Source organism: Rhodococcus sp. YH1 (assembly GCF_009939605.1).
GTDB classification, from domain to species: domain Bacteria; phylum Actinomycetota; class Actinomycetes; order Mycobacteriales; family Mycobacteriaceae; genus Rhodococcus; species Rhodococcus aetherivorans.
Genome location: NZ_WVTE01000275.1, coordinates 1 through 12,613, shown reverse-complemented (window position 1 = coordinate 12,613; position 12,613 = coordinate 1). Strand labels below are relative to the sequence as shown.

Annotated in this window: 11 protein-coding genes; 5 read left to right on the top strand and 6 right to left on the bottom strand. The window is 74.0% G+C overall.

Going from position 1 to position 12,613, the window contains the following annotated elements:
- Positions 1-28: 28 nt before the first annotated feature.
- Entirely contained in the window at positions 29-1,714 is a 1,686-nt protein-coding gene (gene ptsP / locus AIIKEEIJ_RS28425; RefSeq protein ID WP_006935064.1) for a phosphoenolpyruvate--protein phosphotransferase, read from the bottom strand.
- Between the two features lie 139 nt (positions 1,715-1,853).
- On the opposite strand from ptsP, the gene AIIKEEIJ_RS28420 reads away from it, so the two are divergent.
- From AIIKEEIJ_RS28420 to AIIKEEIJ_RS28405, 4 genes are read left to right on the top strand one after another with little or no spacing between them, the layout of a single operon-like run.
- Positions 1,854-2,621 (top strand): DeoR/GlpR family DNA-binding transcription regulator, encoded by a 768-nt coding sequence (locus tag AIIKEEIJ_RS28420; RefSeq protein WP_006935066.1) that lies wholly within the window; start codon positions 1,854-1,856, stop codon positions 2,619-2,621.
- A complete protein-coding gene (locus tag AIIKEEIJ_RS28415; protein WP_161997062.1) occupies positions 2,618-3,640 on the top strand; it encodes a hexose kinase in 1,023 nt (340 codons plus the stop codon). Before AIIKEEIJ_RS28420 ends, AIIKEEIJ_RS28415 begins: the two co-directional genes overlap by 4 nt.
- A gap of 9 nt (positions 3,641-3,649) precedes the next feature.
- Entirely contained in the window at positions 3,650-5,695 is a 2,046-nt protein-coding gene (locus AIIKEEIJ_RS28410; protein WP_029543363.1) for a PTS fructose transporter subunit IIABC, read from the top strand.
- Positions 5,696-5,733: 38 nt separating this feature from the next.
- On the top strand, positions 5,734-5,991 hold the full coding sequence (locus AIIKEEIJ_RS28405; protein ID WP_006935073.1) for an HPr family phosphocarrier protein: 258 nt from the start codon (positions 5,734-5,736) through the stop codon (positions 5,989-5,991).
- 2 nt (positions 5,992-5,993) lie between these two features.
- Here AIIKEEIJ_RS28405 and AIIKEEIJ_RS28400 read toward each other — a convergent pair whose 3' ends face one another.
- The 5 genes from AIIKEEIJ_RS28400 to AIIKEEIJ_RS28380 form a co-directional block, all read right to left on the bottom strand.
- Positions 5,994-7,025, bottom strand: a complete 1,032-nt coding sequence (locus AIIKEEIJ_RS28400) for a hypothetical protein (protein ID WP_161997061.1) — start codon at positions 7,023-7,025, stop codon at positions 5,994-5,996.
- Positions 7,025-8,473, bottom strand: coding sequence for a GTPase HflX (gene hflX / locus AIIKEEIJ_RS28395; RefSeq protein ID WP_006935077.1), 1,449 nt, complete (start codon positions 8,471-8,473; stop codon positions 7,025-7,027). The genes AIIKEEIJ_RS28400 and hflX overlap by 1 nt, the downstream gene beginning before the upstream one ends.
- A gap of 102 nt (positions 8,474-8,575) precedes the next feature.
- Positions 8,576-9,442 carry a diaminopimelate epimerase gene (gene dapF / locus AIIKEEIJ_RS28390; protein WP_161997060.1) on the bottom strand — a complete coding sequence of 289 codons (867 nt, stop codon included), beginning with the start codon at positions 9,440-9,442 and terminating at the stop codon, positions 8,576-8,578.
- A 10-nt stretch (positions 9,443-9,452) separates the two neighbouring features.
- The gene (gene miaA, locus AIIKEEIJ_RS28385) at positions 9,453-10,388 is read right to left on the bottom strand and encodes a tRNA (adenosine(37)-N6)-dimethylallyltransferase MiaA (RefSeq protein ID WP_102799286.1); all 936 of its coding nucleotides are present in this window, start codon (positions 10,386-10,388) and stop codon (positions 9,453-9,455) included.
- On the bottom strand, positions 10,376-11,092 hold the full coding sequence (locus AIIKEEIJ_RS28380) for a hypothetical protein (protein ID WP_029543353.1): 717 nt from the start codon (positions 11,090-11,092) through the stop codon (positions 10,376-10,378). The genes miaA and AIIKEEIJ_RS28380 overlap by 13 nt, the downstream gene beginning before the upstream one ends.
- A 151-nt stretch (positions 11,093-11,243) precedes the next feature.
- Here AIIKEEIJ_RS28380 and AIIKEEIJ_RS28375 point away from each other — a divergent pair, with 151 nt between their 5' ends.
- Positions 11,244-12,602 (top strand): DUF349 domain-containing protein, encoded by a 1,359-nt coding sequence (locus AIIKEEIJ_RS28375; RefSeq protein WP_029543352.1) that lies wholly within the window; start codon positions 11,244-11,246, stop codon positions 12,600-12,602.
- The last annotated feature ends 11 nt before the right edge of the window (positions 12,603-12,613 follow it).

Here is a 12,613-nt window from a genome sequence, read left to right as displayed (position 1 = left end):
GGGTCGCTCCCGACGCGGATCACCTCGGTCAGGCGAGCACGCGGGCCGCCGCCTCGCGCGCCTCGCCGGGGTCGACGGTGCGGAGCACTTCGTCCGCGGCCTCGCGGCACCGGTCGAGGGTGACCGTGGCCAGGCGGGAGCCGACGCCGGCGACGGCCGCTGCCGCACAGGACAACGAGGTGACCCCCATGCCGGTCAGGACACAGCCGAGCAACGGGTCGGCTGCCGCCTCCCCGCACACCCCGACCCGCTTGCCGGCCGCGCGCCCGGCGGCGGCGGTGCGGGCGACCAGGGCCAGCACGGCCGGCTGCCACGGGTCGGTGAGGGCCGCGAGGTGCGGCGACATGCGGTCCGCGGCCATCGTGTACTGCGCGAGGTCGTTGGTGCCGATCGACAGGAAGTCGACGTGTTCGAGGAGGCGTTCGGCGAGCAGCGCGGCAGCCGGCACCTCCACCATCACCCCCGGCACGAGGTCGCGGGCGCGGACGGCGGCGGCGAAGTGCGCGGCCTCCGCGACGGTCGCGATCATCGGCGCCATCACCCACGGCGCGGCGCCTGTGCGGGCGGCCGCGGCGGCGACGGCGTCGAGCTGCCGGTCGAGCAGTCCTTCGGTGGCGGTCGCGATCCGGATGCCGCGCAACCCGAGTGCGGGGTTGTGCTCGTCGGGGTGGTTGACGAAGCGCAGCGGCTTGTCGGAGCCCGCGTCGAGGGTCCGCAGGACGACCTTCCGGCCGGCGAAGGCGGTGAAGACCTCCGCGTAGATCACGGCCTGTTCCTCGACGGTCGGCTCGGTTTCCCGGTCCAGGAAGCACAGCTCGGTCCGGAACAGGCCGACCCCCTCGGCCGGGGTCTCGCGGGCGGCACGGGCACCGGCGCCGTCCTGCACGTTCGCGAGGATCTCGACACGATGACCGTCCGCGGTGGTGCCGGGGCCGGCCCAGGACGCGATGCGCGCACGCTCGCTGCGGTCGGTTGCGACCGCAGCGGCCGCGCCTTCGGGGTCGGGGTCGAGACGGATCTCACCGGCGGCCCCGTCGAGGAGGACGCGGGTGCCGGCGGGAACGGTGTCCAGGTCGGCCGCCGCGACCACGCAGGGGATGCCGAGCTGCCGGGCGATGATCGCGGTGTGGCTGGTGGGCCCGCCGAGGGTGGTGGCGAGCCCGATCACGCGGGTCGGATCGAGGCCGGCGGTGTCGGCGGGGGCGAGGTCCTCCGCGAAGAGAATCGACGGTTCCTCGGGCAGGTCGAGACCGGGTTCGGGGTGGCCGCTGAGCTCGGCGAGCACGCGGTCGCGGATGTCGAGGAGGTCGGTGACGCGCTCGGCCATCAGCCCGCCGAGCTTGGTGAACATGTCGGCGAACTGGTCGGTGGCGCCGACGGCGGCCTCGACCGCGCCGGCTCCGCTGCGGATCTTCGCGGCGACGGCGCCGAGCCAGCCGCGGTCCTCGGCGAGCTGGGCGTTGGCGAGCAGGACCTCGGCGGCGGCGCCCGAGGCCTGGCCGGCGCGGCTGCGCAGCCGGTCCGCGACGGTGGTGGCGGCCGCCCGGAAACGCTCCGCCTCGGCGTCGCGCGCGGTGTCCGGGATGCTCTCGAACGTGGCGGGTATCTGCGGCCGCGGCGCGGGGCGCACGACTGGGCCGTAGGCAACCCCGGGCACGACGGGCGTGCCCCGAACGATCGACATCTCCGCCGCTGCGGGAATCACCTTCTCCATGTCTCCTCCTCGCCGCCCGGTGTGTCGGGATGGGCCTCCGGGGTAATTCTGTGATCGAGATTACTCCGAACCATTGACATGTCAACACATACGGGCGTAAAACAACATAAACCAACATTTCGGCGGTGAGGAGCCCGGCGTGTACGCAGAGGAACGGCAGCAGGCGATCGCCGAGCTGATCGGCCGACGGGGACGGATGTCCGTCGCCGATCTGGCCACCCGTTTCCGCGTCACCACCGAGACCGTCCGCCGGGACCTCGCCCTGCTTGAGCGGCTCGGCCATGTGCGCCGGGTGCACGGCGGCGCGATCCCCACCGCAGCGCTCACGGTGACCGAACCCGCGCTGAGCGAGCGCGAGCACACCCATGCCGCACAGAAAGACCGGATCGCCGCCGCGGCGGCCCGGTACCTTCCCCCCGCCGGCGGCAGTGTGGTGTTCGACGCCGGCACCACCACCGGCCGGCTGGTGGCGGCGCTGCCCGCCGACGTGGACCTCGAGGTGGTCACAAACTCGGTTCCGATCGCCGCGCGGCTCGCCGGCCTCGGATCGGTGCGCCTGCACATGCTCGGCGGCCGGGTCCGCGGGATCACGCAGGCCAGCGTGGGCGAGGACGCGCTGCGATTCCTCCGGGCTCTGCACGTCGATGTCGCCTTCATCGGCACCAACGCGCTCAGCGTCGGCCACGGCCTGTCCACTCCCGACCCGGACGAGGCCGCCGTCAAGCGCGCGATGGTCCGATGCGCCGACCGGGTGGTCGTCCTCGCCGACTCCTCCAAGATCGGCCGACAGCACCTGATCAGCTTCGCCCCCGTCGACGCCGTGGACGTGCTCGTCACGGACACCGAGATCGACGACACCGACTGCAAAGAGCTCACCGACAACGGAATCGAGGTGGTGACGGCATGATCGTCACGCTGACCGCCAACCCCAGCCTGGACCGGACGGTCGCACTGACGGGCCCGCTCGTCCGCGGCGCGGTGCACCGCGCCGCCGCCACCCGCGTGGACCCGGGCGGCAAGGGCGTCAACGTCGCCCGCGTGCTCCGCGCGGCCGGCCGGCCGGTCCTGGCCGTCCTGCCGGGAAACACCGGCGACCCGTTGCTCGCCGCGCTCGACGACCACGGCATCGGCTACCGCGCCGTTCCGACCGGGGGCTTCGCGCGCAGCAACATCACCGTCGCCGAGCCCGACGGCACCACCACCAAGCTCAACGAGCCCGGCCCGGCGTATACCGAAGGGACACTCGATGCGCTGCGCCGGACCGTCGTCGATGCCGCCGCCGACGCCCGCTGGGTGGTGATGTCCGGATCGCTGCCGCCCGGCGTGCCCGCCGACTGGTACGCCGACCTCGTCCGCTCCGTCCGCGCGGCCGCCGTCGACGGGTCCGTCGCGTGCCGCATCGCGGTGGACACCTCCGAATCGCCCCTGCTGTCGCTCGCAGCCCGGTTCCCCGACGCCGCCCCCGACCTGCTCAAACCGAACTCGGACGAGCTCGCCCAGCTCACCGGCGCGGACGCCGCCGCCCTGGAATCCGCGGCGGCGGCCGGCGACACCGGACCCGTCGTCGCCGCCGGACGCCGGCTCGTCGAGCGCGGCGTCGGGGCGGTGCTGGCCACGCTCGGCGCGGCCGGCGCGGTGCTGATCACCGCCGAGGGTGCCTGGCACGCGGTGCCCGGACCCGTGACCGCGCGCAGCACCGTCGGCGCCGGCGACTCCTCCCTCGCCGGATATCTCGTCGCGGAGCTGGCCGGGCTCGGCCCCGCCGAGCGCCTCCGCCACGCCGTCGCGTACGGATCGGCGGCCGTGGCACTTCCCGGCACCACGCTTCCCGGACCCGACGACGTCGACACCGGCGCCGTCGAGGTCGCTCCGCTCCACCCCGTTCCCCTGGACACCCCGTCCCCGGCCCTCCCTCACCACCAGTAAGGACACGCCATGCCAGACATCGCTTCCGGCGCCACCTCCGGGCCCGCGATCATCGACGACGGCCTGATCGCGCTCGACGCAGACCTCGGCGCCGACAAGGAGTCGGTCATCGCCGCGCTGGCCTCGCGGCTGGCCGCCGCCGGCCGCGCCACCGACGCGGCGGCACTGACGGCCGCCGCCCTGGACCGGGAGGCCAAGTCGGCCACCGGCCTGCCCGGTGGGATCGCCATCCCGCACTGCCGCGCCGACGCCGTCGCCACCGCGTCGCTCGGCTTCGCGCGACTGTCCCCCAAGGTGGACTTCGGGGCCCCCGACGGACCCGCCGACCTCGTGTTCCTCATCGCCGCCCCGGAGGGGGCCGGAGCCGAGCACATGAAGCTGCTCTCGTCGCTCGCCCGGGCACTCGTGCGGCCGGACTTCGTCGGGTCACTGCGCGACGCGGCCACACCCGCGGACGTGATCGCGCTGGTCGAGGGGGTTCTGCCGAAACCGGCCCCGGCCACCACCGCGGCCCCGGCCGCCGAGTCCGCGCCGGCCACCCCGGCGCCCGAACCCACCCCGGCCGCCGAGCGCACCATCGTCGCTGTCACCGCCTGCCCGACGGGAATCGCCCACACCTACATGGCCGCCGATGCCCTCAAGGCCGCGGGCGAACGCGCCGGAGTCACGGTGCGGGTCGAGACCCAGGGTTCGAGCGGCAGCACCCCCCTGCCGGCGTCCGTGATCGCCGGCGCCGACGCCGTCATCTTCGCCACCGACGTCGGCGTGAAGAACCGCGAACGGTTCGCCGGCAAACCGGTGGTCGCCTCGGGCGTCAAGCGGGCGATCAACGAGCCCGACGTGATGGTCGCCGAGGCGATGCGCGCGGCGAAGGACCCGTCCGCGGGCACCGTCGACGCGGCCGCCGTGGCTGCGGCCGCCGACGAACCCTCGGCGGGCGAGGTCGGCTGGGGCACCCGGCTGCGTCAGATCCTGCTGACCGGCGTGAGCTACATGATCCCGTTCGTCGCCGCGGGCGGCCTGCTCATCGCCCTCGGATTCCTGCTCGGCGGGTACGAGATCACCGAGCCCGCCGCCGACATCGTGGTCGGCAACTCGCTGACCGACCTCCCGGACGGCGGCCTGACCACCTATCTCGGCGCGGTTCTGTTCCAGCTCGGCTCGCTGGCGTTCTCCTTCCTGGTGCCCGCCCTGGCGGGCTTCATCGCCTTCGCGATCGCGGACCGGCCCGGCCTGGCGCCCGGCTTCACCGCCGGCGCGGTGGCCGTGTTCGTCGGGGCCGGCTTCATCGGTGGCCTCGTCGGCGGCCTCATCGCAGGCTTCGCAGCGCTGTGGGTGGGTCGCATCCCGGTCCCGGTGTGGGCCCGCGGGCTGATGCCGGTGGTGATCATCCCGCTGTTCGCCACCCTCATCGTCGGCGCCCTCATGTTCCTCGTCCTCGGCAAGCCCCTCGCCGCGATCACCACGGGCCTGACGAACTGGCTCAACGGCCTGTCCGGGAGTTCGGTCGTCATCCTCGGCGTGATCCTCGGCCTGATGATGTGCTTCGACCTCGGCGGCCCGGTCAACAAGGCCGCCTACGCCTTCGCCGTCGCCGGGCTCGACGTCTCGAACAACGCCTCGCTGCAGATCATGGCGGCCGTGATGGCCGCCGGCATGGTGCCGCCGCTGGCGATGGCACTGTCGTCGACGCTGCGGCCGGGCATCTACAGCACCGCCGAACGCGAGAACGGCAAGGCCGCATGGCTGCTCGGTGCCTCGTTCATCTCCGAGGGAGCGATCCCGTTCGCGGCGGCGGACCCGCTGCGGGTGATCCCGTCGATGATGGCCGGCGGCGCCGTCACCGGCGCGATCGTGATGGCCACCGGGACGACCCTCAGCGCCCCGCACGGCGGCATCTTCGTGTTCTTCGCCATCGGCAACCTGCTGTGGTTCCTGGTCGCCCTCGCCGCCGGCACCGTCGTGGGTGCGCTGTGCGTGACCCTCGCCAAGGAGGTGCACCGGCCCGCCCACCTGCGCAGCAGCGACACCGCGGCCCAGCCCGCCGTCGCCTGATCGGATCCGACGACCGTCCCTACCCCGAAGGAGTTCCCATGCCCAGCACCACCGTCACCGTCGGCTCGTCCATCGGCCTGCATGCCCGGCCGGCCGGCATCATCGCCGAAGCCGTGGTCGCCTCCGGAGTCCCGGTGACCCTGGCCGTGGACGGCGGCGAACCCGTCGACGCGGGCTCGGCGCTGCTCATCATGACGCTCGGCGCCACCCAGGGCACCGAGGTCACCGTGACCAGCGACGACACCGACGTGCTCGCCCGGGTCGCCGAGCTGGTGGCCGCCGACCTCGACGCCTGACGTCAGCCCCGGCGGCGGCGCGCGGCCCGTCGCCACAGCCCGCCTGCGGCGGCTGCGATCACCACGATGCCCGCGGCGATCGCCGCGGGCATCGCCCCGCCCGGGGTCTGCGCCGGCTCCTCCGCAGGCGTGGGCCGGAACAGGCCCACCACGTCGCGCCACACCCGCACTCCCGGCAGGGCGCCGCCGGCGGATTCGGAAGCGGTCAGCAGGTCCCCGCTCGCGGTGAAGGCCACCGCCTCGCCCTGGGGTTCGTGGGGCACCGGCACCCGCAGGGCCGGGCCTGCCGCGAGCGCCGCCGCGACGTCGCCGTCGGGGGCGTGGAAGAGGTAGACATCGGTGTACGTGCGCACTGCGGCGACGGTGCCGTCGGCGCTGACCGCGCCACCGGTGACCAGCGCGGAGGAGGCCCCGCCGACGGGTCCGCCGGGGGTGTCCGTGGGGCCGAGGGTCAGGGATCCGACGCGTTCGAGCGGGACCGGCCCCGGGTCGGGCAGGTCGTCCACGCTCCGCCCGCCCGCCGGCCGGTAGATCCCGGCACTGCCGAACAGCGGCTTGGAGACGATCAGCGGCACCCCGTCGCGCGGGACGAGCAGCGTCTCCGCGTCGCGTGGGCCGTCGGGATAGGTGAGCCGGTGCAGGCTGCCCGCGCCGGTCTGCGGGTCGACCGAGATCAGCGCGACGGTGTCGCGCGCGGCGCGATTGTCGCCGACGTCGCCGAGCCACAGCCGGCCGTCCGGACCGGCGGCGAGGTCCTCCACGTCGTACGGGTCGACGGGCGGCGGGATGCGGCGCACCACCGCGCAGTCGGCCCCGAGCTCGAACACCGCCTCGTCGGCCCCGGCGTCCGGCACCGCGAACACGCGATCACCGGAGGCGACGAGGCCCGACAGCTCCGCGAGGGCGGGATCGGTGGGGGTGCACAGCACGCCACCGTCGACCTCGGCGATCGGGACCGTGGAGGTCTGCGCCGCGGCGGCCGGCGCCGACACGACGGCCGCCGCGGCCACCAGGCCGACGAGGGCCCCGCGCACTAGGCGGCGTACTCGACCAGGGCCGACGCGAGCGCCTGCGGCACGCGGGCATGCACGCGCGTACCGTCCACCTCGTGCGCGGAGTTCAGGACCTGCCCGTCCGAGTGGATCCGCGCGAGCAGGTCGCCCCGCGTGTACGGCAGCAGCACCTTCACCTCGACGTCCGGGTGCTCGAGCAGCGCGGCAAGGTGCTCGCGCAGTTCGTCGAGTCCCTCGCCGCTGCGCGCCGAGACGAACACCGCGTCGGGCAGCAGGGCGCGCAGCTCGGTGAGGGTCAGCGGGTCGGCGGCGTCGACCTTGTTCACCACGATCAGCTCGGGCGGCGGCGGAGCGTCGGACTCGCGCAGCACGTCGGTGATCACCTCGCGCACGGCCTTGATCTGGTCCGTCGGCAACGGATCGGACCCGTCCACCACGTGCAGCAGCAGGTCCGCGTCCGTGACCTCCTCGAGGGTGGAGCGGAACGCCTCGACGAGCTGGGTCGGCAGGTGCCGCACGAAGCCGACGGTGTCGGTGAGCACGTACTCCCGTCCGTCCGGCAGTTCGGCCCGGCGGGTGGTCGGGTCGAGCGTCGCGAACAACGCGTTCTGCACCAGCACACCGGAACCGGTGAGCTTGTTGAGCAGGCTGGACTTGCCGGCGTTGGTGTAGCCGACGATGGCGACCGACGGGATGCGGTTACGCATGCGCCGGGTGCGCTTGGTGTCGCGAACGGACTTCATCGCCTTGATCTCGCGGCGCAGCTTGGCCATCCGTTCGCGGATGCGGCGACGGTCCGTCTCGATCTTCGTCTCGCCGGGACCGCGCAGGCCCACGCCGCCGTTGCTGCCGGCACGGCCGCCGGCCTGCCGCGACATCGACTCGCCCCAGCCGCGCAGTCGCGGCAGCATGTACTCCATCTGCGCGAGCGATACCTGCGCCTTGCCTTCACGGGAGGTGGCGTGCTGGGCGAAGATGTCGAGGATCAGTGCGGTGCGGTCGATGACCTTGACCTTGACGATCTTCTCCAGGGCGGTCAGCTGCGCGGGGGTGAGCTCGCCGTCGCAGATGACGGTGTCGGCACCGGTGGCCAGCACCACCTGGCGCAGTTCCTCGGCCTTGCCGGAGCCGATGTAGGTCGCGGCGTCGGGACGGTCCCGGCGCTGGATCAGGCCCTCGAGTACCTCGGAGCCCGCGGTCTCGGCCAGTGCGGCGAGCTCGGCGAGGCTGGCCTCGGCCTGGGCCGCGGTGCCGCCGGTCCACACCCCGACCAGCACGACCCGCTCGAGGCGGAGCTGCCGGTATTCGACCTCGGTGATGTCCTCGAGTTCGGTGGACAGCCCGGCGACGCGGCGCAGGGCGCTGCGGTCCTCGAGCTGCATCTCGCCGACAGACGGGTCGGCGGGGGCCCAGCCCGCGACGCGGTCCGCGTCGTCGGTGGCCGATTCGTTTCGTCGTGTGTTCGTCATACACGACCATCGTCCCACGTCGGACGCGCCGACGCATGCGACTTTCCGGGTGTCCGCGCAGGGCGAAACCCGCGCGGCGCACCGGCGCCGCCGGGCCGGGAGTCAGTCCAGGCCGCCCCACCACTCGTCGCCGATCGTGCCCGACGCCACCAGCACCGACGGGCCACGCAACGCGGCCCGGCCGTCCTCGAGGCGCACCTGCACGGTCCCGCCGGGGACGTGCACCTGGACCGTACCGGAGCCGGACCCGTCGAAACGCAACGCCGCGGCGGCGGCCGCGACCGTGCCGGTGCCGCAGGACCGGGTCTCCCCCACGCCCCGCTCGTACACCCGCATGTCCACCGCGCCCGCGGAGATGGGCGTGAGGAACTCGATGTTGACCCCCTGCGGGAAGAAGCCGGGGTCGAAACCCGGACCGGAAAGGTCGAGGGCGGCCAGGGTCGCCGCGGTCAGGTGCGGATCGACACAGGCCAGGTGCGGGTTGCCGACGTCGATGCCCAGCCCGCGGTACACCCGGCCCTCGATGGTGGCCGTCGACTCCCCCAGCTCCCGCACCACACCCATGTCGACGGTGACCTCGCCGTGGGTGGCGTCGGCGCTGTGCACCTGCACCGGCTTGCCGCCGGCGCGGCTGCCGACGACGAACTCGCCGCGCGACTCCAGCCCGCTGGCGGTGACGAAGTGCGCGAACACCCGCACCCCGTTGCCGCACATCTCCGCGATCGAGCCGTCGGCGTTGCGGTAGTCCATGAACCAGTCGTCGGCGTCCGTCCCCTCGGGCAGTGCCGGCAGAACCCCGGCGTCGACCAGCGCCCCGGCGCGCGCGACGCGCAGGACCCCGTCCGCCCCGAGGCCGCGACGGCGGTCGCACAGCGCCGCCACCCGCTTCGGCTCGAGGGAGATCCGCACGTCGGGATCCGGGAGGATCACGAAGTCGTTCTCGGTGCCGTGGCCCTTGCTGAAGTCCATGCCCGTCACCTTAACGACGGTTCGCATCGGCGAGAACCCGCAGCGCCGTGTCCCGCAACGCCGGATCGGCACCGTCGAGCCAGTGCACCCGCGGATCCCGGCGGAACCACGAGCGTTGCCGGCGCACGTAGCGCCGCGTCCCGATGAAGGTGCGCTCGCGGGCGTGGGCGAGGTCCCACTCACCGGCCAGGTACTCGAGCACCTGCGCGTACCCGATCGCCCGACGGGCGGTTACCCCCTCGTGCAGCCCCTGTTCGCACAGCGCCGCCACCTCGTCGACCAGTCCGCGCTCGAACATCAGGTCCGTGCGCCGAGCGATCCGGTCGTCGAGGGCCACGGTGTCCCGGTCCACCCCCAGCACGACGGTCCCCCATCTGGGATCGCCGATCTGCGGCTGCGACGCCGCGAACGGCGCCCCGGTGAGCTCGACCACTTCGAGGGCGCGGACCATGCGGCGGCCGTCGGTGGGGAGGATCGTCGCCGCGGCGACCGGGTCGGCCCGCTGCAGCGCCGCGTGCACCGCGGCCACCCCCTCGTCGGCGAGCAGCGCCTCCCACTTGGCCCGTACCTGCGGATCCGTCGCGGGGAACTGCCACTCGTCGAGGAGGGCCTGCACGTACATCATCGAGCCGCCGACGATGATCGGCACGGCGCCGCGGTCCCGGATCGCCTCGACGTCGGCGGTCGCGGCCTGCTGGTAGCGGGCGACCGTGGCGGTCTCGGTGACATCGAGGACGTCGAGCTGATGGTGGGTGATGCCGCGCCGCTCGTCGACGGGCAGCTTGGCGGTGCCGATGTCCATGCCGCGGTACTGCTGCATCGCATCGATGTTGACGATCTCCCCGCCGAGCTCCTCGGCGAGATCGAGACCCAGATCGGACTTGCCGGTGGCCGTCGGGCCGACGACGGCCACCGGAGGGAGGGGCTCACGGGTCACGGTCGCCACATCCCGACGTGGTATCCCACGCCGTACGGCGCGCTGCTGTGGGTCGTGGCGGCCGCCGCCGGTCCGTCGGAGCCGAACACCGCGGCCAGCACCTGCCATGCGGCGCGGCCATCGAGGACCAGTTCGGTGCAGAGCGCCGGGTCGAGCGCGGCGAGCGCGGCGGCGTCGCCAACCGCGAGGGCGGCGCCGAGCGCCTCGTCCACCTCCTGCGCCCCGGGGTGGTAGGCCCCGGGTGCCTTCGCGGTGAGCGTGGCCGGGCCGTCCGCGACCACGAGCAGGGCCGTCGGGGTGCGGTCCGCGTCCAGGGCGCCGCGCAGCCGCCGCCCGAAGCGGGCGCAGTCCTGCGGGGTCGTGTCGGCCGGCACGACGTGCGTGGTGGCGCGCACGACCGGCGCCGTCCGGTCGCGCAACCAGCCCGCGATCAGGGCCGGCAGCGGCAGCTGCGGATCGGGCGTCCCCGCGGTCGCCGGCCCGAGCGATACGGCCAGGTCGACACCGAAGCCGCGGAACGTTCCGACGGCCGTGTCCGGGAGGTGCGCGGCCTCCGTGCCCGTACCGACGACGACCCACTGCGCCGCGGCGCGCAGTTCCGCCCCGACGTCGAGCACGGCGGCGCGCAGGTCGGCGGTCTCGGCGGCCGCGGAGCCGGTCAACTCGGGAACGAGCAGGGGTGGGGACGGCACGAACGCCGCGGCGATCAACACACGGGCCACCGTAGTCGACCCGACCCGCCGCCTCCCGGCCGTGCGACCTGTTTCAATAGTGGGCGGGCGTGGTCTCGGAGCGACCTCCGCGGCCCGACCACGCGAACCAGTGCGACCAGGCAGCCGTGCCGCGCGGCAGAGATGAGGACCGATGACCGACCCGAACGCAACGCAGGAATCCCGCGCTCCGAAGCCGGGCGCTCCCAAACCGGGTCGGCAGCGGCCGGCCCCCGAGTCGTCGGCACCCAAGCCGCACCCGGCCGCCCATCCCCATCCGCAGCCCACGGTCCCGGCCAGCGATCCGAGCCGGTGGGGCCGCGTCGACGAGGACGGTACGGCGTGGGTGAAGACCGCCGAGGGCGAGCGGTGCATCGGGTCCTGGCAGGCGGGCGACGCCGCCGAGGGGCTTGCCCACTTCGGCCGCCGGTACGACGACCTCGCGACCGAGGTGGCGATCCTCGAGTCGCGGCTGAGCTCGGGCACCGGGGACGCGAAGAAGACCCGGGCGGCGGCCCAGGCGCTCGCGGAGTCCTTGCCCACCGCCGCCGTGATCGGTGACCTCGACACCCTCGCCGAGCGGCTCGCGGCGATCGTCGCGGACTCGGAGAAGGCGGCGGTCGCCGCAAAACAGGAGAAGGAGCACCAGCGGGCGGCGGCCACCGCCCGCAAGGAGGCCCTCGCGGCCGAGGCCGAGCAGATCGGCGCCGAGTCGACCCAGTGGAAGGCTGCCGGCGACCGGTTGCGGGAGATCCTCGAGGAGTGGAAGACGATCCGCGGCGTGGACCGTAAGGTCGACGACGCCCTGTGGCGGCGCTATTCGAAGGCCCGCGAGGCGTTCAACCGCCGGCGCGGCGCGCACTTCGCCGAACTGGACCGCGAGCGCGCCGCCGCCCGGACCCGCAAGGAGGATCTCGTGGCGCAGGCCGAGGAACTGCAGGACTCGACCGACTGGGGTGCGACGGCGGCCGCGTTCCGGGAACTTCTCGCCGAGTGGAAGGCGGCCGGCCGGGCGCCGCGCGAGGCCGACGATCAGCTGTGGAAGCGGTTCAAGGGCGCCCAGGACGTGTTCTTCGCCGCCCGCAACGCGGCCGCCTCGGAGCGGGACGCGGAGTTCGAGGAGAACGCGCAGGCGAAGGAGGCGCTGCTGCAGTCGGCGGCGTCGATCGATCCGGCGGCGGACATCGACGCCGCCCGGGCCCGGCTGCGCGAGCTGCAGGACAGGTGGGAGGAGATCGGCAAGGTCCCGCGGGAGCGGATGCACGACCTCGAGAGCCGTCTGCGGGCGATCGAGAAGCGGGTCCGCGAGGCCGCCGAGTCCGAATGGCGACGCACCGACCCGGAGGCGCTCGCCCGTGCCGCCCAGTTCCGGGAGCGCGTGCGCCAGTTCGAGGAGCAGGCCGCCAAGGCCACCGCCGCGGGCCGCCCGAAGGACGCCGAGAGTGCGCTCGCGCAGGCGCAGCAGTGGCGGGAATGGGCCGACGCCGCGGAAGGAGCCGTCGGGGAGCGCTGAGCGCCCCTCCG